Origin of the sequence: Streptomyces durhamensis (assembly GCF_000725475.1) — a bacterium.
GTDB lineage: Bacteria > Actinomycetota > Actinomycetes > Streptomycetales > Streptomycetaceae > Streptomyces > Streptomyces filipinensis.
The window spans coordinates 150,680-173,954 of sequence record NZ_JNXR01000020.1; the positions used below are offsets into that span (position 1 = coordinate 150,680).

Below are 23,275 nucleotides of genomic sequence, written 5' to 3' on the forward strand. Positions count from 1 at the left end.
CTCCGTGTGCGTACGGGTAAGGGCGGTGTCGCCTACGGGGCCGGTTCACCCGCGCGGGGCCGTGGCGAAGTAGGCGATGGTCTGCTTGATGCCCTCCTCCCAGGGCACGCGTGGTGTCCACCCCAGGAGTTCACGCGCCAGTGCCGTGTCGGGCCGGCGTCGCTGCGGATCGTCGACCGGGCGGTCGACGTAGACGATGCGGGAGGAGGATCCGGTCAGTTCGACGACGCGCTGGGCGATCTCGCGGACCGTGACCTCGTCGCTGCCTCCGATGTTGACGGGGCGCACCGAGTGGCTCCCCGCGACCAGCAGGACGCCCTCCACGGTGTCGTCCACGTAGCACAGGGACCGCGTCTGGCGTCCGTCGCCCGCGACCGTCAGCGGTTCGCCCGCCAGTGCCTGGCTGACGAACGTGGGGACGGCGCGCCCGTCGTGCGCCCGCATGCGCGGCCCGTACGTGTTGAACAGGCGCACGATGCCCGCGTCGGCGCCCCTCGCCCGCGCATGGGCGGTGACCAGCGCCTCGGCGAACCGTTTGGACTCGTCGTACACGCTGCGCGGACCCACCGGGTTGACGTTGCCCCAGTAGTCCTCGCGCTGCGGATGCTGCAGGGGATCGCCGTACACCTCGGACGTCGAGGCGAGCAGGAAGCGGGCTCCGTCACGCTCCGCCACGGCCAGCACGTTGCGGGTGCCCAGGCTGCCCACGTCGAGCGTCTCCAGCGGCAGCCGGAGATAGTCGGCGGGCGAGGCGGGGCACGCGAAGTGCAGGACGAGGTCGTACGGACCGGGGAGCCGCTGGGGGGATTCCGGCGCCGACACGTCGCACTCGACGAAGCGGAATCCGCGCCGCGCCCGCAGGTGCGTGATGTTGTCGCGGGCTCCTGAGGACAGGTTGTCGGCGCAGTCGACTTCGACATCCGAATCCAGCAGGCGCTCGCACAGATGACTGCCGAGGAAGCCGGCGCCGCCGGTCACCAGGGCACGGCGCCACGGGGAGATCGAGACAGCAGGCATGGATCTTCCTTCGTCCGCGCTCGGCCGCCGGGGCGCGGGACCACCGGGAGCACACCGGCACGCGGTACAGGAGGCTTTTTGTGGGCGTCGGCGGGCTTCGAAGAGCCGTCGCCGGTCGTTCCCGAGAGGTGGACGGGCTGGTCGCGCTGATCACAGGAGCTGCGGGACCGCCCTGGTCGGACGCCTCTTTCTGGACGCCGCACTGACCGGGGTTCCCGGGTCAGTTGTTTTCACACGTTGATTCTCACTGTGCGGCGATCCGGTGAGGTCCGCCACTCCCGCCGTGGGTCCGTCGACTGCCGAGGCGCCCCGGGAGGCTGCGGCGCAGCTGCTCTGACCTGCGCCGATGGCCGGGCGGGTGAGGGCCGTGGAGCAGAGACGTGATCACCGGCGCGTACGTGGGGCGATCACGGCCCGGCCGCGGCCGGGGCCAGAACGCTTCGGGTGGGAGCGGACAGCTGAGCCCGTCCCGCCGTCGGCCCCGCCCGTCAGCCCCGCCCGTCGGCCCCCGTCGCCTCTCCGGCCCCGCCCGGCGGGCCGCCTCGTCCTGCCCCGTCCCGGCCCCTGTGAGGAACCCCACTCGGCCCCCAAAGGGCCGGCCTCTCACGGAAGTTGATGCCCGGAACACCGACGCGGGAAGGCGGGCGTCGTCGGTCCGGGGCTCTCGTCTGTCACGATGGTCCGCGCCGTGACCGACTCGGTGGAACCGCCGCGCAGTGCAGCCGGTGATCCCGGTTCCCCCTGTCCCTCCTCCAACGCCTCGTTGCCGGGTACCGCACTGTGTCTTTCACCCCTGCCCCGCCCTCCCCTGCGCCGAAAACGGCCGCCGGCCCCGCCGCCCCCGCCTCCCGCTCGCCCTGGCGTGCGCTGAGGTACCGCAGCATGCGCTGGTGGTCCGTGGCCAACTTCCTGTCGAACGCCGGCACGTGGATGCAGCTCACCGTGCAGAACCTGCTCGTCCTGCAGATCACCGGCTCCGCCGCGGCCACGGGCCTTTCGATGTCGGTCCAGGCCGCTCCCGCGCTGTTCATGAGCCTGCTGGGCGGCACGGCCGTGGACCGCTGGCCGGTCAAGCTGACCGCCGCCGTCAGCCAGGCGCTGCTCGGCGCGGTCGCCTTCACGACGGCGGTGCTGGGGGCGCTGGACCAGCTCGACATGACGTCCCTGATGGTGCTCGCCGCCGTGACCGGCGTGATCGCCACCGTCGACGGACCCGCGTGCGCCATGCTGGGCAACGACCTCGTGCCGGTGGAGGACGTGCCCTCGGCCATCGGAATCGGCGCGCTCGTGCACAATGCCGGCCGGCTCGTGGGCACCGCCCTGGCGGGCGTCACGGTCGGCTTTCTCGGCACGGCTGCCGCGTACGCCGCGAACGGGCTGTCCTTCCTCTTCGTGGCCGCGGTCGTCCCGTTCCTGCGCCCGGCGCCCGGCGTCGTCCGCCGCGCCGCCGTGCGGCACTCCGCACCGGAGCACAGGGGTGCCGAGTCCGGCCCCGACATGTCCGTGCGCCAGGGTCTGCTCTTCTTCGCCCGTCGCCCCCGCCTGGTCGCACTCGCCGCGATCACCGGGATCAGCTCGGTCTTCGGCCGTAACTACGGCCTCACCCTGGCCGTGCTCGTGACCGGGCCGCTGGCGGGCGGCGCCGGTTCCTTCGGCACGGTCTCCACGGTGCTCGCCGTCGGCGGCATCCTCGGCGCCGTCCTCGGTGCCCGGCTGCGCCGGCCCTCGGTCCGGCTCGTCGGCACGCTCGCGGCCGCCGGCGCCCTCCTGCAGGCACTGGCGGGTCTGTCCCCGTCGCTGGCGGTGCTGCTGGTCCTGGTCCTGCCGATGGCGGTCGTGGAGTCGGTCTCCGACACCGCCGGGACCGCCGTGCTGCAGACAGACCCGCCCGCTCACCTGCGGGGGCGGGTGCTCGGGGTGTGGAGCAGCATCGGCACGGTCTGGGGCCTCGGCGGCCCGCCCCTCCTCGGCCTGCTGATGGAACTGGCCGGGGCCCGCGGTGCCCTGGTGACCGGCGGGCTGATCATCGTGGGCGCGATCGGAGCGGGCTTCGTCCTGCGGACCCGCCGCACACCGCGACCGGCCGCAACCCTCGCACCACACTGTGACATCACGGGCCGGGCGGCCCTGAGCACGGCCGCGTAACGCCCTCGGCGCGGCGACCGGCCCAGCCGCCCTGGGAGAAGCACGGTTTCCAGCGTTGTGCCGGTGCCTCTACTGTGGCGCGGTGATGACTCAGGTGATCGTTGTCAACGGCGGCTCGAGCTCGGGGAAGTCCGGGATCGTCCGGTGTCTGCAGGCGGTTCTGCCGGATCCGTGGCTGGCCCTCGGGACGGACACGCTGGTTGACGCGATGCCGGCGTCCATGCAGGCGTCGGATGGCGGAATCGAGTTCGCCCCGGACGGGGAAGTGACCATCGGTCCGGAGTTCCGAACCCTCGAAGCCGCATGGATCGAGGGGGTCGCCGCGATGGCCCGTGCGGGTGCCCGGATCATCGTCGATGAGGTCTTCCTCGGCGGGGCGTCCTCACAGCGGCGCTGGCAGAAAGCACTGGGCGAACTGCGGGTGCTGTGGGTCGGCGTCCGGTGCGATGCCGCTGTGGCTGCAGCCCGAGAGGTGGCACGAGGCGATCGGACCATCGGGATGGCTGCGTCTCAGGCAGAGGTGGTCCACAAGGGCGTGACCTATGACCTGGAGGTGGACACCGCGCATGCGGAGGCGATGGAGTGCGCACGGACCATCGCGGCACAGGTCAAGTGATCGACGGCCCGGTTGCCTGCCGCTGTGGCCGCGGCTCTCGTGGTCCTCGCCGTGGCCCCGGGTAGCGGGTGATCCCTCTGGGCGAGGAGCCGCCTGGGGCGGATGCCGTACCGGTCGTCGGCATCGCGCTACCGGTGCTCGGGGTTTTCGTAGTCGCGGCGGCAGCCGGCGTCCCAGGCGGTGCGCTGGTTGCCATAGGCGGGAATGCCACCCAGGTCCTTCAGGGCGCGGGCCAGGTGCAGCAGGTTCCAGGTCATGAAGGTGGTGTTGCGGTTGGTGAAGTCGTTCTGCGGTCCGCCCGAACCGGGGTCGAGGTACGAGGGGCCCGGCCCCGCCTCGCCGATCCATCCGGCGTCCGCCTGCGGCGGGATGGTGTAGCCCAGGTGCTGCAGACTGTAGAGGACGTTCATGGCGCAGTGCTTGACGCCGTCCTCGTTGCCGGTGATCAGGCAGCCGCCGACGCGGCCGTAATAGGCGTACTGCCCGGCTTCGTTGAGCAGGCTGGAGCAGGCATAGAGGCGCTCGATCACCTGCTTCATCACGGAGCTGTTGTCACCCAGCCAGATGGGGCCGGCCAGTACGAGGATGTCGGCCGCCAGGACCTGTCGGTACAGCTCGGGCCAGGCGTCCCTCTCCCAGCCGTGCTCGCGCATGTCGGGCCACACACCGGTGGCGATGTCGTGGTCCACGGCCCGTACGACGTCGACGTGCACCCCCTGTCCGTCCAGGATGGTGGTGCTCCGGTGGATCAACCCCTCGGTGTTGCTCGTCTCCGGCGACCGTTTGAGGGTGCAGTTGACCACCAGGGCGCGCAGGTCGTCGTACCGCGCCGGAGGTGCGTCGGTGTCGGGCGACGGAGCGGTCACACGGTCCTCCCAGAGTTCTGCCGCCGACCCGTGCACGGCGGCTAGTCCGCTTCGCCCAGCGTGCGGGCCGCCTGCGGTGGCCGCCACCACAACTCTTCCGAATGGCCCTGAGCGGTCCGGATTCGACCTCGGCACCGAGCAGAAAGGCCGCCCCTGCTCTCACGTCTGTCATGCCGGGTGCTCCGCGTGTTTCATAGAGGTGTGGCCCGCGGTACGCGACCATACGGACGCGGCCCCGCACATTTCCAGCCGGCGGGCGCCATAGCGCGCTGATCGTGTGGGTCGATGCCCTCGACACCAGCAAAACCAACGACGTAAAGAGCGGCAGCCGGCAGAAGGAACACCAAGACAGGAAGAAGGACGGGCATGTCCGGCAGTGAAAGCGAGAATCCGGTAATCCCTTCACCGACGCCCACACCGACGCGGCGGCCCAGGACGAACCGGGACTGGTGGCCGAATCAGCTGGACCTTCAGGTTCTCCACCAGCATTCGCCCCGATCCAATCCGATGGACGAGGACTACGACTACGCGAAGGAGTTCGCGACCCTCGACGTCGACGCGCTGAAGCGTGACGTCTTCGAGGTGATGACGACATCCCAGGACTGGTGGCCTGCCGACTACGGCCACTACGGGCCGCTCTTCATCCGGATGAGCTGGCACGCCGCGGGAACGTACCGCATCGAGGATGGCCGCGGCGGTGGCGGCAGCGGCGCACAGCGCTTCGCCCCCCTCAACAGCTGGCCCGACAACGCGAGCCTGGACAAGGCGCGCCGTCTGCTCTGGCCGGTCAAACAGAAGTACGGCCGGAAGATCTCCTGGGCCGATCTTCTGGTCTTCGCCGGAAACTGTGCCATGGAATCCATGGGGTTCAAGACGTTCGGATTCGGTTTCGGGCGACAGGACATCTGGGAACCCGAGGAGATCTTCTGGGGGCCCGAGGACACATGGCTCGGAGATGAGCGCTACAGCGGCGACAGGGAACTCACCGGTCCTTTCGCCGCCGTGCAGATGGGACTGATCTACGTCAATCCGGAGGGGCCGAACGGAAACCCGGACCCGATGGCCGCCGCCCGGGACATCCGGGAGACGTTCGGGCGCATGGCGATGAACGACGAGGAGACGGTCGCACTCATCGTCGGCGGCCACACCTTCGGCAAGTGCCATGGCGCGGTCGACGCCAGTTACATCGGCCCGGAACCCGAGGCCGCCCCCATCGAGCAGCAGGGCCTCGGCTGGCGGAACACATACGACGGCGGCACGGGCCCCCACGCGCTCACCAGTGGCCTGGAGGGCGCATGGACCACCGAGCCGACCATGTGGGACAACGGGTACCTGGACAATCTCTACGGGTACGAGTGGGAGCTGACGAGCAGCCCCGCCGGTGCCCACCAGTGGACTCCCACGGACCCCGCGGCGCGGAACACCGTGCCCGACGCCCATGATCCGTCGAAGCGGCACGCCCCCATGATGCTGACGACGGACCTCGCGCTGAAGGTGGACCCGGTCTACGGCCCGATCACGAAGAGGTTCCACGAGAACCCGGACGAACTCGCGGTGGCGTTCGCCAAGGCGTGGTACAAGCTGCTGCACCGCGACATGGGACCCCTCTCGCGTTACCTCGGCCCGTGGATTCCCGAGCCGCAGCTGTGGCAGGACCCCGTTCCCGCGGTCGATCACGAACTGGTCGGGGACGAGGACATCGCCGCCCTCAAGGGCAGGATCCTCGCCTCGGGCCTTTCCGTCCCCCAGCTGGTCACCACCGCCTGGGCGTCGGCGGCGAGCTTCCGCGGCACCGACAAGCGCGGCGGGGCGAACGGAGCACGGATCCGGCTCGCGCCGCAGAAGGACTGGGAGCTCAACGCCCTCCCCGAGGTGACGGAGGTACTGCGCACGCTCGAGGAGATCCAGCGGGACTTCAACGCCTCGCAGACCGGCGGAACGCGGGTCTCCCTCGCCGACCTGATCGTCCTCGGCGGGTGCGCGGCCGTCGAGCAGGCCGCGAGGGACGCCGGGTACGACGTCACGGTGCCGTTCGCACCGGGGCGTACGGACGCCTCGCAGGAGCAGACCGACGTGGAGTCGTTCGCCGTGCTGGAGCCCAAGGCGGACGCTTTCCGCAACTACCTTCCGGCGGGCGAGAAGCTGTCGCCGGAGACCCTCATGCTGGACCGCGCCAACCTGCTGACGCTGACCGCCCCCGAGATGACGGTGCTGATCGGCGGCATGCGGGCCATGAACACCGGCTTCAAGGGATCCCCCCACGGTGTCTTCACCCACCGGCCGGGACTCTTGACCAACGACTTCTTCGTCAATCTGCTCGACATGGGCACGGAGTGGAAGGCGTCGGCTACGGACGAGAACGTGTTCGAAGGCCGGGATCGCGCCACCGGCGAGGTCAGGTGGACCGCCACCGCCGTCGACCTGATCTTCGGTGGGCACTCCCAGCTCCGAGCCGTTTCGGAGGTCTACGCGGCCCGGGATGCGGGAGAGAAGTTCGTGCGTGACTTCGTGGCAGCGTGGAACAAGGTGATGAATCTCGACCGGTTCGACCTCGCCTGAAGCCACCGGTATCGGTCGAGAAGCGCTGGGGCGGGGGAAGGCTGGAAGCAGGCGGGTGCTTGCACGCGTCAGGGCAAGCGGTCAGTCGATCGTGGAGGTCGACGTGTCGCCTGCTTCCGTCGACGTACGGCTGGCCCACGAACCCGTACCGGCAGCCGTGGATGCGGACGGTCTGATCACCGCCTGGAGCACGGGAGCCCGGCGCGACTTCTGGGCCCGGCCCTCCACAGCCGGCCGATGGATGACCCGCTACGCGACGGCCGCGCGCAGCCACGCCTCGGCCTGCTCGTCATCGTCCGGCTCCCTCGGGAAGACGGAGGCGTCGACGACCAGCCCGGCGACGATGGCGTCCCGGTCCTCGGCGGTCGTGAGGTAGTTGTGCACGATCCGGGGCGCGGCATCCGGGCGCGGTGAGCGCAGGGTCACCGCGCCGCGGCTGGCCGGGGCGAGCACGCACGGGCCGAAGGCGAAGCCGTGCTCGGTGACCGGGCCGAGCCCGTCCTGGTGGAAGCGAGCATCAGGTACGGCCGTGATCGACGAGCCGGGTCAGGGGCTGAATCCGATGGTGAGGTGCGCGGCGGGGCCGGACTGCGCCGTCACGGTGAGCATGCCGTGGCGGTTCCGGTGCGTCAGGGGGGACCCCGCGGTCAGGGCGGCATAGCGGCGCAGGTCGAATCCGTGCCGTGTGGCGTGGTCCAGAAGCCGGGTACGGGCCTCGGGATCCGTCCCCAGCCAGCTGCGCGCCGGAGCCGACACGCTCAGGGCCCGGGGGGCGGTACTCACGTTCACATTGAACCCGGGGAGTTCGTCGAGGGCCGGTCTCCCGAGCAGGTCGCGTACCGCGTCGGCGAGGCACTCCCGGCCGGGGTCCAGCTCGCGCGGCGTCAGCAGGCGCAGGTCCGCGACGGTGAGGCGGCCCACCCGGTGGTAGCGCTCGACGGCGCCGGTCGTCAGGTCGATGCCCACCAGGCGGAGCCGGGCCTCGGGCAGCGGGAACGGCCGGGCACCGATGAGCCGTGCCACCGCACGCTCGACCGGGACGGCGGCCGCTTTCGGAACCTCCGCGTAGAGCTTGAAGCGGTCACCGCGCGTGTCATGCCGGCCCGCCAGCCACGCCCCCCAGGCCACGGGATGGCGACGGTGGGCGTCCAGCAGAAGCGCGGGGAGCCGGGCGTCCGGTGGTGGCAGCCCGATCCGCTCGAGCCGTTCGAGACCCGCCGCGAGCCTGGTCCCGGGAGGGCGGGCCGGGGAGACGAACTCCGTGGCGTAGCGGTCGGTGTGGGGCGAGGCCGTGGACACGCTCAGCTCCACCGGGAACCGCTCGGGGGTCAGCAGGCTGCGTCGCCACCGGTCGTCACCGGGGGCCTGCATGAGCGGTTCCAGGAGTCTCGGCAGCCACCGGCGGGCTCCGGGACCGAGCAGCGCCAGCGCCCGGCGCAGGGCGGGCGGCAGCCCTTCGGTCACGGGGGCCGCACCATGACGAGCGAGTCCGTCGTCGTCGTGTAGTCCGTCGCGGACGTGGTGCCGTCGGCACGTACGAAGGTGAAGCGGTAGGAGAACTCGCGCTTTTGCGGGTCGGGCAGTGCGAACCAGGCGTGGTGGGTGGCGGTCAGCGCGGCGTCCAGTTCGATGCGCTGCTCACGTTGGTAACCGGCGGCCGGGTCGGCGTAGCGCAGGTCCACGAAGACCGTCCGGACGGCGGCCGGAGTCCAGTCCGGGACCAGGTCGATGTCGAGCTGCCCGGGGTAGGGGTCGTTGACCGCCAGGCGTGTGGCACCCGTGGTGACGGGATCGCAGGTGGTCACGGAGCCGTCGGTCATGGTGTGGACGAGCTGATAGGTGTAGGTCAGGTCGGCCGGGTCGGCTGTGCGGACCTTCCACTCGGTGGGTGGATCGGTGGGCCGCACCGTGCGGGTGTCCCGCAGTTCGCTGCCGTCGGGTTCCTTCCTGGTCAGCTCGACGCGTGTCTCCCGGACCAGCTGGGCGTCGATGTCGTGCGGCGCGATCTCCACCCGGAGGAAGCCCAGGAACCGGTGCGGATCGATGGACAGGGCGTACTGGTCGTCGGAGCCCTCCCGCACCACGGTGAGCTCTCGCCCTCGCCAGCCGGACTCCGCGGCGAAGTGGTACTCCAGCCGGTAGGCGTACGTGGTGTCCGCCGCGCTGTCCCGGAAGAAGGTGACGGGCTCGGGATGCGGGGCGGCAGCGTCCGCGAGGCGGTCGAAGGAGCGTACTCCGCCGGGGTCCTCGGCCCTGCCGTAGCGGATGGTCACGGCGATGCTCGTCAGGCCGAGCGCGGCGAAGTCCACGTCGCCGACCAGTTGCACCGTGAGGGTGCGGAAGAAGGGGTCGTCGAGGTCGACGTCGATGACGTGCGGCGGTCCGTTCAGGTCCGCGGCGAGCGTGCCGAGGAATCCTTGGGGCGCGTAGGTGCGCTGCACGGCCTCGGCCCGGTCGTAGCTGAACGAGACCTCCTTGTCCTCGATTTGCAGCCCGTAGCGCAGCCGGAAGGTCACGAGCGCGGGATTGACGCCGCCGGTCGCCGCGGGTGCGGCCCCCGCCGGGAGCGGCGACGGTGCCGGGGCGTGCGGGGCGGCCGCGGGAGAGGCGGCGGCTGTCTGCGGGGGCGCCGCGGGTGCCGGCGGGAAGTGGGGGGTGAGGATCGCCGGGGGCGCCGGCGGGGAGGGGGCGAGCGGTGGGCCGGCCGGCTGCGGGAGCACGGGGGCGGGCCCGGCGGGCTGCGCCGGCGGACCCGGAGGGTGTACGGCGCCCGGGGAGCCGGGTGTCGCCGGGGTGACCGGCCCTGCCCCGGGCGGGGTGACCGGTCCGGCCCCCGGCGGGGCGAACGGTCCTGTCCTCGGGGGTATGGCTCCCGTGGGGGACAGGGGCATCGCCCCGCCCGCGGCCGGGCCGAGGCCCGGCGTGGGCGCCCCGGCCACCGGGCCCGCCGGACCGCCGGCCGGCCCCGCGGTTGCCGGGCGGGGGGCGGGAGAGGGCAGGTCCCGTGGGCTGAGGGAGGGTTCGAACCACTGGGCGAGCACGTGGTTCATGAACGTGTCCAGCGCCCACTGGATCTTCTGGTCGTTGTCCGCGCCGGTCGTGAACTCCTTGACGTCGATGTGGATGACCCCACTCTGGCGAAGCCTTTGGAACGCGGCTTCCAGTCCCACCCGGGCCCAGTAGATCTGGGCGTCGATGCCGGCGGCCAGTTCGCTGTACACGCGGTGCATGTTGGCGGTGATCGTGACGGACAGGGCGGGCCGCAGGGCGGTGAACCGCAGTCGGTAGATGACGCCGACGGGGGTGCCGCCCGCGGCGAAGACCTGCTTCAGCAGACTCGCGCCCTGCGCGCTGAGCCGCAGGCTGAACATGGCCGTGTTGTCCCCGTACAACGAGGGCACGGCCGATCCGAGGATCGTCTCGACGGCGCGGAACGCCCCGGGTGGGAGCGTGTTCACGGTCCCACCCGGGCCCTGCACGTCCAGGGCGACGCACTGGACGTCGCCCTCGTCGTACGGGACCTGGGACAGCCGTACCGTTCCCGGGGCGTGCTCGGCCAGCCGGCTCCGCAGCAGGGACTCCGCCTCCGGGTCGAGCGTGAGGGCGGTCTGGATCATCAGGAAGCCGCCCCCGACGGAATCGGCGTCGCCCGGCGTGCCGCGCCAGGTGATGAGGGTGAAGACGGGCCCCTGATCACCCTGGGCCAGGGTGACGGGGGCGGGGAGATACCAGAACTGGTCGGGGTCCGCGTGGTCGGGAAACACCTCCACGCCGTCGACGAGCCATGATGTGGTGCCCAGTTGCAGCATGAGGCAGCCCTCCGGTCGTGGCGTCAGGCGCCGGGAACGTCGAGGACGGGCAGATCGGTGTCGGTCCACGCTCCGACCCGGCTCAGTCCGCTGGTGTCGACGTGGACGGCCCGGTAGCGGTATCCCGGTGCCCCCGTCACGTCGAACTCATGGACGACCGGAGCCGAGTTACGGGTGAAGGAGTAGGAGGCGGTGACCGTCTCCGTGCCCGGCTGGGCGAACTCGACCCGTACCTCCTGGACGCCGGCCGTCTCTGCGGCCTGTGTGTCGACGCGGACGACCACGGCCTGGTGGGCGGGCATGTCGGCGGTGACGATCAGGCTGGCGCGCCCGGTCGAGGATTCCGGGACGGTGCTCATGTGTCCGTCGGTGTGGAGCACGGTGACGCGGTAGGTGACCCGGCGCAGGGCCGGGTCCCGCAGGCCTACGGTGAACTGCTGGGCCCCGGCCTTCTCGCTGGTGAACTCCAGGGACGCCTCCTGCCGCAGTTGGTGGGCGGGGTCCTCGTACAGCAGGTCGACGAGGAGCGCGCTCACGTTCGCCCAGACGACCAGGGGGCGAACGGTCAGGGTGTAGGTGTCGGGGAAGGGGTCGCGCACCCGCACATCGGTGTCGTCCGTCTGCGTCCACTCACGCACCACGTCCGGGCGGCCGATGCCGTGGTAGGTGAGGCGGTAGGCGTAGGTGCCAGGCGCGGAGCCGACGATGAAGAGCGGCCACTGCCACAGCGGCTGCTTGGGGTCGAGGTCGAGGACGTACTCCCCCGACACCCCGGAGGCCGCGTCCTGGTAGCGCAGTTCGACCGTGACGGCGCGCCAGTCGTCCCAGGGGATGCCGTCCTCGCGGATCAGTACGGGGCGGAAGGCGAAGGTCTCGCCGGGGCGGATCTCGGCGATCTCCGTCTCGGTGGTGTCGTGGACCGTCAGCTGGTCCGGGAGGACCCAGCCGGTGGGCTTGGCCAGGTGGTAGGTGATGTCCACGGTCACCGGTGCCACCATCCTGCCGTCCGTGAGCCGGCTGGGCCAGTCGGCCTCGCCGGTGTTGTTCTGCGGATCGAGGAGGACGGTTCTGGTGTCGTCCCCGTAGCGCAGGTCGACGGCCACCGAGGTGAGGAACCCGGAGGTGAAGTCGACGCGCGAGACCACCTTCACGCTGCGGCGGCTGAACCACGGGTCGTCGACCGACACGCGCCGGGTGAAGTCGCTCCGCGGGCGTCCGGACGCGGCGATCAGTGCGGCGATGCCGCTCAGATGTCCCTGCGGGTAGACGGTCCGGCGGACGGCGGTGCGCTCGCCCATGCGGACGTTCAGGCGCTTTTGCACCTCCTCGACGGAGGTGCTGCGACGGTAGGTGTAGGTGCCGGCGAGGGACAGGCCGCCGGTCATGGCCACACGGCCGAACTCGGTGGCGAGCGCGGCGGCACGGTCCCAGCCGTCGGGGGCCGGCCGGGGTGCGAGGGCGGCCTCGAAGAAGGAGTCGGTGATCATGTCGTAGACCGCGGACACGGCCCGGTCATGGCCGGCGATGACCGACTTGCCGGCCTCGCCCTCCGGCACGAACAGGTCGTCCTGGATGTCGATGACCCGTTCGTCCCTGAGTTTGTCCAGCTGCTCGGTGATCTGCGACGAGAGGAACACGCCCGACACGCCGAAGGTTTTGTCGAGGCGTTCCTTCAGCTCGTCCCAGCGGATGTTGAGGGTCACCGTGTAAGCGGGCCGCAGTGCCAGGAACTCCAGCGCGTACACGACGCCGATGGGGGCCACGGCCCCGTCCAGGCAGCTCGCCAGCAGGGTCGCGCCGCGGGCGTCGAGCACGGCCGAGAAGGCGGCCTGGTCGGCTCCGTACAGACTGGGCTGCGCCTGGTGGATGATGCGCTCGACGAAGTGCGAGTCGTCCGGTGCGGCGCCGGTCTCGCTGTCGAGGAGAACCAGTTTGACGGTGCCGCTCTCCAGCGGCACGGGGACGGGCCGGCGCGGCCGGTCGGGCAGGTTCAGCTGCGACTGGATCTGCCCCGCGACCTCGTCGAGGGCGCTGTCGAGCCGGTCGGCGGGCGGCCCGAGGACGACGTCGAAGTTCAGCAGTGCCCCGGTGGTCTCGTCCTTGTCCCCGCGGAACTCCAGCAGCGAGAAGACCGGCAGCGCTGACCCTGCCTCGCTGCGGACGGCGATCGACGGCCCCATGGGCAGGTAGTACCACTGGAGCGGGTCGGCGTGGTCCGGGAAGAGGCTGAATCCGTTCACCATCAGGAACGGTGGTGCGAGCGAGAGCATGGCACGGCTCCTAGGCGGCGCCGGGACGGCGCGGCAGCAGCACGTTGGCGTCCGCCGTCGTGACCGCGGTGGTGGTGGCGCTGGTGCCGTCGGTGAAGTAGTAGGTGGCGGTCCAGGAGAAGTCCTTCGTGGCGGCGTCGGCCAGGGAGAAGACCACGGGTGGTGGGGTGCCGCCCTTGCGTACCAGGGCGCTCTTGACCTGCTCCTGGGCCGGGGCGCCGCCGTCACAGGTCAGCACGACCTTGACCAGGTCGACGGTGGCCCAGTCGACGAGGTCGGGGGAGACGATGACGCTGATCACCGTCCCGACCATGTCACCGACCTCGACGGTCGCCTCTTCGGTCACGGTCTCGGGGATCTCGCGGACACTGCCGTTCTTGTAGCGCACCAGGCCGCTGTACGTCAGCGTGCCGGAGTGGGCCTCGCGGACCTGGATCGTCCATTCCTTGTAGGGATCGGCCGCGTTCAGCAGTTTGCTGTCGGCCCAGCTGTAGCCGCACTGGGGGTCCTCGTAGCGGACGTCGACGAGGATGGAGTCGATCGTGGCGGCCAGGTCGCCGACGGCGACGATCCTGACCCTGCGCATGTCGTTGAAGGGCGAGCTCAGGTAGATGCGCTTCCCGGTCGTCTCCTTCCAGTCGTCCTGGAAGGTGTCGCCCTTGGTCCGGTAGTCCACCCGGTACCGTACGGGCCGGTCGCGCTGCTCCGAGATGACGTGGGTGAGGGTCTGCTCGGTGCTGTTCTGCTCGGTGAACACGACCTGGTCCGTGATCGCGGGCCCGTTGGCCGGCGTGTACTCGATGCTGACGGTGGCGGAGTCCACGGACTTGAAGTCGAGGTTGCCGGGCAGCACGTGCAGTTCGAGTACGCCCAGGTCGTCGGCGTTGATGGTCAGGGGCCCGGTGTGCGGCGCGAGGGGTGCCTGGTACACGGTCGACGTTCCCTTGTAGTTGACCGTGAAGGAGTGCTGGTACTCCCGGGAGTCGCCCTTGACGTAGGCGGCGAACGTCTCGGTCTGTTCGGGCTTGTCGAAGTGGTAGTCGCCGGTCTCCAGCTTGTCGCCCTGGTACTGCACGTGGACGTCCACGCTGTGCACCGGCCGGCCGGCGCCGAAGTCGGCGTTCACCCGCACCGGGACGGAGAACGAGCGGAAGAAGGGGTCGTCCAGGTCGATCTCGCGGTAGTGGTCGGCCCACAGCACCGGGCGGCCCTGCTTGTCGACCATGTTGGTGATGTTCGGCAGCGTGCCCTGGGGATTGAACGGCCACAGCACGGCCGTCTGCTCGTTGATGGTGATCGTGAAGTCGTCGACGTGCAGATTGGTGTACTCGCGGTGGATCGTCTCGTAGTCCTCCAGGACGGAGCGGTCACCGGTGTAGCCCTCGACCTGTTCCGTCATCCGCTTGGTCGCGATGTCGAGCACGGTCCGCCGCACGCTCTCCTCGATCCGGGCCACCAGCTGGGCGTCCGCTCCCGTGCCGGCGTCCACATGGGTCTCGATCACGTCGGTGTTCGTCGCCACCTCGGCGATCGTGTTCGAGTAGGTGTCGGCGCCCCACCCCGCGTCGTCGGAGGCGTTCTGGACGAAGGAGCGGAACTTGGTCGACGAGAAGTGGCCGTATCCGGTGACGGCGGGAAGCTTCACCCAGCCGTTCATCCCGTAGGCCACCTGGACGATGCCGCCCTTGCCCTGGAGAGCCTCGGCGAACAGGGTGGCGCCGAAGTCCGGCAGCTCGACGGTGAACGGGGTGACGTTGTCGCCGTACAGCGAGGGCCCGAGCGGGTTCCACACCTTGCTGACGAGAGTTCCGCCCACGTCGGACAGGTTGAGGTGGGCCGTGCCGTTCGCCCAGGTGATGGTGCCGAGGCCGACCCGGTCGGCAAGGCCCTGACCCACCTGGGCGCGCAACTGGTCGAGGATGACGGCACGGGTGGGGTCGTCCAGCGCGAACTGGGTGTCGAAGGTGGCGAACCCGCCCCCGGTCTGGCCTGACGGCTGGACCTTCGGCTGCCGGTACTTGAGGTACATGAAGACAGGGTTTCCCTGGGCGTCGCAACGGAAGGTCGGCTGCTGCGGCACGGCGTAGAAGAGCGCGGGGTCGGCGTGGTCGCCGTAGACCTGTACGCCGGCGATCATCTGGGCCTTGTCGATCTGGAGCATGGTGGCCTTCCTGGGCCGGGGACCGGCCGGTGCTCCGGCTAGATCCGGACGTGGGGGGTGGTGGAACGGACGGTGCGCTTCGGGACGGTCGCGCCACCGCCGTCGGTCTCCGACACGTCGACGACGAGTTCGCCGTCGAGGTCGTCCCGCCCGCTGGCCACCCGCCAGGACGCGGACCACGCGGGTGCGGTCAGGGTGAGGCTGCGATGGTCGGGCAGGCCGTCGCCCGCAGGCTGGTACCAGGCCTCGATCGCGACGGCGGCGCCCGCGTCCCGGCCGGGGGCCTCGCAGGTGACGGTGACGACGCCCAGGGCGCGGTCGTCCACGAACCAGCCGGAGGCGTCGGGTGCGGCGGTGCGTTCATAGGAGGATCCGTCGTCCCCGTGGACGGTGAGCCGCAGGCCCTCCCCGGCCGGCAGCCGGGCCGGGGCGGTGGCCGGGGCGGTGACCGAAACCGTCCAGGGCGCCCCGGCCGCGTCGGTACCGGACAGGTCCAGCCGGCGGACCGGGGGATCCCCCACGGGGGCCGTGACCCGGAGCGGCAGCACTGCTTCGGGTGGGGCCGGCACGGACTCGGGGCGCTTCGCCGGAGCGGAGACCGTGAAGGTGTGGCGTTCCGCCGAGGGCGCGGCGCTCAGCGCCTGGCCGACGTCCAGTTCACGCTGGACCCGCTCGGTCTCCAGCGTGGCGTCGAAGCGGACGAAGAGCTTGCCGGGAGAGCCGGAGAGGGCCTCCTCCACCAGCGGGACCAGTGCCGGCTCGACCGGGGCGGTCATGAGCGTCGTGTACGGGGGCGCGCCGGACGACGCGGACTCCGCCAGTTCGGTCTCCGCTCCCCCGTCGTCCCGCGCGTTCAGGGTGACGCCGTGGACCTTCACGCCGCCGATCGCGATGATCAGCTCGCCTGGCGCGACCTTCAACTCCTCGGCGGCCTGCGCCAGCAGGGCGGCCGTCTCGTCGCGGTCCGGCCACCAGTGCGCACTGATCTGCACGGACGCGGAGGCACCCGCCACCACCAGGCTGGCCATGGGAACGCCCTGCGGCGAGAGGTCCAGAACGGGGTCTCCTGGCAGCAGACGGACCGTCAGAGGGTCATGCCGGTCGACGAGGAGCCGGGGAGAGGAGTGCGAGGACATTTTGCCTCTTTTAGGTGGATATGCTCACAATCGAGTGTAGAGCGCGTTCCGCCTGGTCGCACGGAAGAAGGTGGAGAATCGTGCTCCGGCTCCCCGCACTCCTGGCCCGGCCGACCTGGTCGCTGTATGCCGACGACCAGCTTGACCAGGCGTTCTACGCGATCGCAGCGGTCCCCCGGCTGGCCCGGGGACCCGACGGAGCCGCCGTTCTGTCACTGATCAAGTACCGTTCCGGCACTGACAAGTTGAACGGCGGAATCATTGAACTGCAAACGGACCTCGCGCTGCGCCCGGAGGAACGCGACGAGGCCCTGGCGGCCGCACGCGCCCACGGCGGCGACACAGCAACGGTCCGGGCGGCGGGCGGACCCCAACTCGCCACGCCCCTGTGGCTGGACGGGACGGCCTCCCTGCAACTTCTCGATCCCGCCGCGAAGTCCGACGAACGGACGGTGCGCACCCAGCCCTCGCTGTCCGGGAACAACCCGGCTGTGTTCCAGGCGGCGCTGACGCAGGAGGGCGCCACCGTGCAGTGGGACGCGCTGCGCTCCGCACGGCCCTCGCTCCAGGCCTCCTACCGGCTGCGCGCCATGGCGAGGATTCCCGACGGAACGGTGCACGCATACGCCCGCAGCGCCGACGTGAGCGCCCTGTGGGCGCAGGCCGCCGCGCTCCCCGACCCGCGGGGAGCACTGGTCCAGGCCTCCGCGGCCGGCGTCGACGTCCTGGACTGGCCCGCGGACGGCGACCCGGAACTGCGGGAAGCGTTCATCTCCTGGGGCTGGGAGTGGCTCGCCCCGTGGCTGCCGCCGCACGGCACGCCGCCCACCAGCGACATCGACGCCGTGTTCACCGGGGCGGCCGGCCTGCCGTGGCCGTTCGACGCCGCCGGCACGCTGGACCCGCCCGACCTGACCCGCGACGAGGGCTGCTTCCTGGCTCTCGACCTCTCCGACCCGATCTTCCAGCAACGACGCACCGTGGTCCGCTGCAACGCCGACTTCACGACGGGCACGATCGCGGCCGTCACCGCCCGGATCGCCTACGGCGACCAGCGCCACGACGCCGTCTTCACCGACAACGACACCGTCGACCAGGTCACATGGACGGTCGACCCGGCGCTCGGCAGGACGATCGCCGTGCGCCCGGTGGTGTCCTTCGCCGCCTCCAGCGCCACACTGGAACTGCCGGAGCTGCGCACCGACAACCAGTTCGTGCTCCTCGGCGTCGACGACGTCGGACGGCTGACGGTCGACCTGAGCGGCGCCGCCCTCGACTGGTCGACCGTCCACCACGTCGAGGCCGGCATCCGCTACCAGGACAGCGACCATGGCGTCGCACTCGTCGAGGACACCCTCGAACTCGACGCGTCCCGGCCCAGTCAGCGCTACGAGCGGACCGTGTACGCGCCCGTGAACCGGCCCTACGACCTGCGGCTGGTCTACGCCCTGACCGACGGGCAGACCGTGGTGCGCGACTGGTCGCCGCAGACCGGCAGAACCGTCCTCGTACCCGCCCCCTTCGACCGGTGGCTGACCCTGCGGCTGCGCGCGGCCGGCTGGTCCGGCGGCATCAGCGCCTTCCAGGTCGACCTGGAAGCCGAGGACGGAACGGGACGCACCAGCAGGAACACCGTACGGCTCACCCCCGAGACCGGAACGGCGGACTGGCGCACCGGCCTCGCCCCCGCCGCCACCGGGCGGTTCCGCTACCGCGTGACGACCCTCTACGCGGACGGGCACTCCACCGTGGACCCCTGGAAGGACGACGAGGGTTCCCGGACTCTCGATGTCGGGCCGGCACCGTCGCGGGTCCTGGATGTGACGGTGGTGGCCGACCTCGTGGACTTCACGGTCGTCAAGCTCGTGAAGACCACCCTCCGCCATCCGGTGCCCACGGGTGAGCCGGCCACCCACGAGATGGTGTTCGCCCCCGGCCGGGCCACCAGCGAGTCGTGGCAGTTGCCGCTGACCGACGACGGCGGCGCCGGCGCCGGCGGCCCGGACTACACCGTCACCTCCACCTTCTACCTGCGGGACGGAGACCACCGCAGCACCCCCGAGACACCCGGGACCGACCCGATCGTGGTGCTGCGGCTCCCGGCCTGAAGCAGCTGTGCGAGGAGAGCACGTCATGCTGAATCTGCTCAACAAGTTCGTGGTTCCCGAGGTGAGTCACGTCGACATCTACCAGGACGACGAGGACCCGCTCCAGTTCTGGATGATTCCGCAGCGGGTCCGGGCCGCCCTCGGTCCGGAGGACACCCCGGAACTGTCCATCTTCGCCTTCGCCAGGGACCTGAGCCTGATGGCGGGTATCGACACACCGCTGCCGCCCGGCGAGACCGAGGGCGGTCTGATGACCCTGACCGTCGAGTGCACGGTGCAGCAGGAGGACCAGGAGAAGATCCTCGCGTACCTGCGCAGCCAGGTCCTGTCGGGAGCGCTTCACCTCGCGCGTCCGGTGGCCTCCGGCGGGGAGATCGGCACCGAGTGGCGTGGCGCCGTGAGCGGCGATCCCAAACTCGCCTACCCGACCTGGATCGAGGGTGACGTCCAGTTCTGCCTGCCCTCGGCCCTGGGGCCCACGTTCGTCAAGCCCGGGGACAACAAGGTCAAGCCGTCCCTGACCGAGTCGAACGTCGCCAGCTTCTCCATCGCACTCGGGCAGGAGGGCATACGGCTCTTCCGGGAGACGATCAGCTCGGGCAAGCTGCCCGCCCACGTGGCCTACAGCCTACAGTTCGTCGCCCGTGTCCCGTCGATCACGGTCACCATCACCGGTCACGCCGAAGCGGTGCACCAGGAGTTGAAGGACCTCGCCCCCATCGTGGAGACCGAGAACGGCGTCCCCGTCCGCACGTTCCCCCAGGTGACCAGCCTGCAGCAGTTGCAGGACACATGCGGCAGCCTCCACGTCGAGTACACGAAGTTCGACTTCGCCCAGCAGGACGACAAGCTGCGCGAACAACTGGAGAGCTTCGTCCTGGACATCACGACGTCGTACCTGAAGAGCATGTTCTGCCAGCCCCTGATCACCGGTCAGCTGGACAAGGAGAAGCTGGGCACCGACCCGATGCAGAACTTCAAGCCGCCCGGTACGCCCGTCAGCGGCGGCAACCAGCTGTGGCTCAAGGAGTTCGAGCAGACGGGTGAGACGGACTTCGGGATGACCTTCCACGGCAACATCGCCCGGCCCTTCTCCACGTATCCCAGTGCCGCGCTGGTCTCCATGGTCACCCAGCCGCAGTTGGAGAAGGCGTTCATCGAGGCCGACCTCAACACGCCCATCTTCCATACCCTTCAGGTCCCGGTCCGGGTGACCGCCGACTTCGAGCACGACCCGATCGCGGGCATCCAGGTGACGCTCGACTACCGGCAGACCGACGACCGAACCGGCGAGGTCAAGGCCTTCTCTCAGACCTACGACTTCCTCAAGGGAGGCGAGACGTACTACTTCCGCACCACCCTGGCCAAGGACGCCCAGGGAGCGCCCAAGGACACGTTCACCTACTCCAGCCGGCTCCACTACAAGGCCGCACAGGCGTCCACCGACATCCCCCCGCAGCCCACCCGCGAGAAGAGCCTCATCATCGGCTACGACCGGCTGAGTTGTGTCGACGTCAAGGTGGTGGCCGGCACCGTGCCGTGGGCGACGGTCCAGTCGGTCCAGGTCGACCTGCGACTGCCCGGCGTGTCCCTGCCGTCGGCCACGAAGACGGTCATCCTCAGCCAGCAGGCCGTCGAGGACAGCTGGTTCAGCTACACCGGCGGCCAGACCTCCCCCGAATACGAGTACAGCTGCGAGTTCCTGCTGGTGAACGGCAGCCGCATGACGACCCCACCGCAGCGCACCTCCGCCTCACGGCTGCTCATCGACGCGCCTTTCGAGGACCGCATGAGCGCCACCTTCGTGCCCCAGGGCCTCTTCCCCCCGCTGCAGTCGATCGTGCTGTCCACGAAGTACGCGGACGAGGCCGCCTCGTACCACACCGAAGGCACCTACATCTTCACCAACAACACCACGCCCTGGCGCTGGGACGTCGACCTGCCCTCCGCGAAGAACCGCGAGTTCCAGTACAAGGCCGACATCACCTACGTCGACGGGACGACCACTGCCGGGCAGTGGCAGGCGGGCCAGGAGGGCACCGTCCAGGTCGGCGAGGTGAAGACCTCGCTGATGGATGTGACGGTGACCGCGGCCGCGCTGGACATGGCCAAGTGGAAGCTCGTCGTCGTCAAGCTGCGGCACGAGGACACGGCCACCCATGAGGTGCAGGAGCAGACGATCAAGCTGACCCCGGCCAATGCCGGCCAGGACCAGTCGTGGAAGGTCGCCCTGAAGGACCCCACCGCGACGACCTTCACCTACGAGCTGGACGGTTACGGCGTCGACGGAACCCACAAGACGGTGGCCGCCACGACGAGCAGCGAACAGCTGCTCGTGGTCGAGCTGTGACGGACGGCCGTCCGAAGGGAGCTGCGTCATGAGCGACGAAGCGGGAGCCCCGCACCTCGAGACACGGAACCTGGATCCCGGGCTCACGGGCGCCACCGGACAGACCCTGACCGCGACCGGTGAGACCTTCCAGCCCGGTCTCCTGAACGACCTGATGGCCCGGCGGGCCGAGCCGGAAGCCGACCAGATTCCGCTCGTGCCCACGGCACCCGAGGAACCCGGCGAGGTCCTGCAGGGGGCCCACGGCGGCTACTTCGTGCCGGTGGCGACCCTGCCCGCCCGCTCGAAGCGGTCGCGGACACCCGCGGTGTTCCTGGAGGCCGACGACCTGGGCAGATGGAGCCTGCTGGTGTGGATCGACCTGGTGCGGCCGGACACCGCTCCGGCCGACGCCCGGCCGATGCCGCTGAGCGACCTCACGGCCCTCCTCACCACGACCGATGAGCAGTCCACCGTGACCTTCGCGTCGGTGACCGACCTGCCGGCACCGGACCCCCATGTCGTGCGCCGCCTCGCCCTCGCCGCCGAGGTGGATCCCGCCGTAGCCGCCGACACGCTGCAGAACGACATGAACGCGGCCATCGTCGTCAACGGCACCCTGTCCTACCGGGTGTGGAACGCCGAAACCCTCACCGGTGAGGTACTCCCGGACCTGGCCCCGGAGGAAGAGGACCAGCTGGAGGTGGCCAGCACGGCGATGCTGCTCGGCCCGGGGGGCGGGGGGATCGCCGCCTACCTTCCGACGTCCGACAAGCCCAACCGCCCGATCTACTACCACTGGAACTTCAAGAGCGGCGCCGACGCGGACCAGGGGCTCGACCCGGACAACGTGTGGGTGGACAGTCCCGCGGGGCTGTGGCAGATGTCGCCCCTGCCCAACCAGTACTTCGTCCTGCCCAGCGAGTACCGGCTGGCCTTCGATCTGGAGCGCGGCACTCCCGCCATGAGTGTGCTGCTGGTGCGGCCGGACGCGGCAGCGGACGCCGCCGCCGGCCCGGACCAGGCGTGGAAGATCAGGGTGCGCTTCAAACTGGTGCCCTGGCTGGAGCCGCAGTCGATGGAGCGCCTGCGCGCGGCCGTGGCCGACGTGGAAGGGATCGCCTACCCGCAACTGGTGCTGGGCGGCTACGCCGGTGCCACCTTCGACGAGTCCTCCTGGCTCAAGGACCTGGGAGGCAGGACACTCAGCACGGAGGCCGGGAACACCACGATCGACGCCCGCGGTTTCGAGCTCGTGCAGGACTGCTCCATGGAGTACTACACGCTGCTGGCGCGGTTGCTCGCACCGGCGTCCGGCACGGCCACCGGGATCGAGGGCCGGGTCGTGCTCAGCCTGCGCAGGTCGCCCGACGACGACACGGCGAAGGAACAGCGCGACGTGCCGGTGAGGATACGGCTCGACCAGCCCGACGACGGTTTCCTCACCACGGAACAGATCACCGCCCCCTTCCCGGATGCCGCCAGCTGGCCGGCCGGCTGGACTCCGCCGTTCTACGCCAAGGTGCGCTCCCCGAGCGCCGTGCGGGCCGACGTCTCGGGGGTGGTGGCGGCCTTGCTCGTGAACGACCCGCTCACCGGCGTACCGGTCGACCGCGCCCGCGCGGCGGCCACCCCCGCGTCGTTCTCCCTGGGCGGGCCCGACGCGGCGCCGGTGCAGCCCCCCGCCGAGGCTGCGCCGGCCACCCCCGCGGGCGCGCCCGCGTTCCAGCCGCCCGCCAACCCGCCGGTGGGAAACGGTGAGGTGCTGCTCCGGCTCACCCAGACCGAGGCCGAACCCGTCGATCCGCGCCTGGTCAGCTCGCTGGCCCTCGACTACACCGGGGTCACGGTGAAGATCGATCCCGCCGTCATGCTGGAGCGCGTGCACGAACTGGGCACGTCCACCGGCCTGGTGGCCCACGTGAACGTGAGCAGCTACCAGCTCAAGCACCCGGAGACCCTTCCGCCCGAGCTGGCCGACGTGTTCGGCATCGACGTCGAGATGAGGCGGGGCAGCGCCGAGGCGGTCACCGTGAGCCTCACCCGGGACGCGCCCGAGGCGACCAGCGACATCCCGTTCGGGTTCTCGGACCTGGTCGCGGATCTGCACCCGGACCAGCCGAAGTTCGAGTACCGGCGGCGCAACGTCGCGACCAAGGGCACCGGGCCCTTCTCCCCGTGGGAGTCGGTGGTGGGACGGAACCTGCTCGTCACTCCGGTGACCTGAAAGCAGTCACCACGGTGCCGGAGCAGGACACG

At 70.5% G+C, this 23,275-nt stretch carries 14 protein-coding genes; 6 read left to right on the plus strand and 8 right to left on the minus strand.

All coding sequences use genetic code 11. From position 1 onward, the window contains the following. Positions 1-45: 45 nt before the first annotated feature. Positions 46-1,017 carry an NAD-dependent epimerase/dehydratase family protein gene (locus tag IO33_RS0129120; RefSeq protein WP_031170370.1) on the minus strand — a complete coding sequence of 324 codons (972 nt, stop codon included), beginning with the start codon at positions 1,015-1,017 and terminating at the stop codon, positions 46-48. Between the two features lie 882 nt (positions 1,018-1,899). Between IO33_RS0129120 and IO33_RS0129125 the strand changes: the two genes are divergently transcribed. Beyond that, complete coding sequence (locus IO33_RS0129125) at positions 1,900-3,162, plus strand: MFS transporter (protein ID WP_031170372.1); 1,263 nt, start codon at positions 1,900-1,902, stop codon at positions 3,160-3,162. Between the two features lie 85 nt (positions 3,163-3,247). Continuing rightward, entirely contained in the window at positions 3,248-3,778 is a 531-nt protein-coding gene (cpt, locus tag IO33_RS0129130; RefSeq protein WP_031170374.1) for a chloramphenicol phosphotransferase CPT, read from the plus strand. Positions 3,779-3,906: 128 nt separating this feature from the next. On the opposite strand, the gene IO33_RS0129135 is transcribed toward cpt, so the two are convergent. Then, positions 3,907-4,644 carry a flavodoxin family protein gene (locus IO33_RS0129135; RefSeq protein ID WP_031170377.1) on the minus strand — a complete coding sequence of 246 codons (738 nt, stop codon included), beginning with the start codon at positions 4,642-4,644 and terminating at the stop codon, positions 3,907-3,909. Positions 4,645-5,010: 366 nt separating this feature from the next. Here IO33_RS0129135 and katG point away from each other — a divergent pair, with 366 nt between their 5' ends. Continuing rightward, on the plus strand, positions 5,011-7,203 hold the full coding sequence (katG, locus tag IO33_RS0129140; RefSeq protein ID WP_031170378.1) for a catalase/peroxidase HPI: 2,193 nt from the start codon (positions 5,011-5,013) through the stop codon (positions 7,201-7,203). A 249-nt stretch (positions 7,204-7,452) separates the two neighbouring features. On the opposite strand, the gene IO33_RS52805 is transcribed toward katG, so the two are convergent. From IO33_RS52805 to IO33_RS0129170, 6 genes are all read right to left on the minus strand, one after another. Next, positions 7,453-7,656, minus strand: coding sequence for a GMC oxidoreductase (locus IO33_RS52805; protein ID WP_031170380.1), 204 nt, complete (start codon positions 7,654-7,656; stop codon positions 7,453-7,455). A 93-nt stretch (positions 7,657-7,749) separates the two neighbouring features. Continuing rightward, positions 7,750-8,667, minus strand: coding sequence for a hypothetical protein (locus tag IO33_RS0129150; RefSeq protein ID WP_031170382.1), 918 nt, complete (start codon positions 8,665-8,667; stop codon positions 7,750-7,752). Then, complete coding sequence (locus IO33_RS0129155; RefSeq protein ID WP_031170385.1) at positions 8,664-11,012, minus strand: hypothetical protein; 2,349 nt, start codon at positions 11,010-11,012, stop codon at positions 8,664-8,666. The genes IO33_RS0129150 and IO33_RS0129155 overlap by 4 nt, the downstream gene beginning before the upstream one ends. Positions 11,013-11,035: 23 nt before the next feature. Beyond that, positions 11,036-13,282: a hypothetical protein gene (locus IO33_RS0129160; RefSeq protein WP_031170386.1), complete on the minus strand. Its 2,247-nt coding sequence runs from the start codon at positions 13,280-13,282 to the stop codon at positions 11,036-11,038. A 10-nt stretch (positions 13,283-13,292) separates the two neighbouring features. Further along, positions 13,293-15,443 (minus strand): hypothetical protein, encoded by a 2,151-nt coding sequence (locus IO33_RS0129165; protein ID WP_031170388.1) that lies wholly within the window; start codon positions 15,441-15,443, stop codon positions 13,293-13,295. Positions 15,444-15,481: 38 nt separating this feature from the next. Then, the gene (locus tag IO33_RS0129170; RefSeq protein WP_031170391.1) at positions 15,482-16,579 is read right to left on the minus strand and encodes a hypothetical protein; all 1,098 of its coding nucleotides are present in this window, start codon (positions 16,577-16,579) and stop codon (positions 15,482-15,484) included. Between the two features lie 80 nt (positions 16,580-16,659). On the opposite strand from IO33_RS0129170, the gene IO33_RS0129175 reads away from it, so the two are divergent. Genes IO33_RS0129175 through IO33_RS0129185 form a run of 3 tightly spaced genes read left to right on the plus strand, consistent with a single transcriptional unit; the run spans position 16,660 to position 23,243 of the window. Further along, entirely contained in the window at positions 16,660-18,687 is a 2,028-nt protein-coding gene (locus IO33_RS0129175) for a hypothetical protein (protein ID WP_031170393.1), read from the plus strand. 25 nt (positions 18,688-18,712) lie between these two features. Then, the gene (locus IO33_RS0129180) at positions 18,713-21,037 is read left to right on the plus strand and encodes a hypothetical protein (RefSeq protein WP_031170394.1); all 2,325 of its coding nucleotides are present in this window, start codon (positions 18,713-18,715) and stop codon (positions 21,035-21,037) included. A 28-nt stretch (positions 21,038-21,065) separates the two neighbouring features. Beyond that, positions 21,066-23,243 (plus strand): hypothetical protein, encoded by a 2,178-nt coding sequence (locus tag IO33_RS0129185; RefSeq protein WP_031170396.1) that lies wholly within the window; start codon positions 21,066-21,068, stop codon positions 23,241-23,243. Positions 23,244-23,275: the final 32 nt, after the last annotated feature.

Bases quoted from the DNA above. Each gene is read 5' to 3' on its own strand.
- IO33_RS0129155 (WP_031170385.1), bottom strand. From the start codon at position 11,012: ATGCTGCAACTGGGCACCACATCATGGCTCGTCGACGGCGTGGAGGTG.
- IO33_RS0129160 (WP_031170386.1), bottom strand. From the start codon at position 13,282: ATGCTCTCGCTCGCACCACCGTTCCTGATGGTGAACGGATTCAGCCTC.
- IO33_RS0129125 (WP_031170372.1), top strand. From the start codon at position 1,900: ATGCGCTGGTGGTCCGTGGCCAACTTCCTGTCGAACGCCGGCACGTGG.
- IO33_RS0129165 (WP_031170388.1), bottom strand. From the start codon at position 15,443: ATGCTCCAGATCGACAAGGCCCAGATGATCGCCGGCGTACAGGTCTAC.
- IO33_RS0129170 (WP_031170391.1), bottom strand. From the start codon at position 16,579: ATGTCCTCGCACTCCTCTCCCCGGCTCCTCGTCGACCGGCATGACCCT.
- IO33_RS0129180 (WP_031170394.1), top strand. From the start codon at position 18,713: ATGCTGAATCTGCTCAACAAGTTCGTGGTTCCCGAGGTGAGTCACGTC.
- IO33_RS0129185 (WP_031170396.1), top strand. From the start codon at position 21,066: ATGAGCGACGAAGCGGGAGCCCCGCACCTCGAGACACGGAACCTGGAT.
- cpt (WP_031170374.1), top strand. From the start codon at position 3,248: ATGACTCAGGTGATCGTTGTCAACGGCGGCTCGAGCTCGGGGAAGTCC.
- IO33_RS0129120 (WP_031170370.1), bottom strand. From the start codon at position 1,017: ATGCCTGCTGTCTCGATCTCCCCGTGGCGCCGTGCCCTGGTGACCGGC.
- katG (WP_031170378.1), top strand. From the start codon at position 5,011: ATGTCCGGCAGTGAAAGCGAGAATCCGGTAATCCCTTCACCGACGCCC.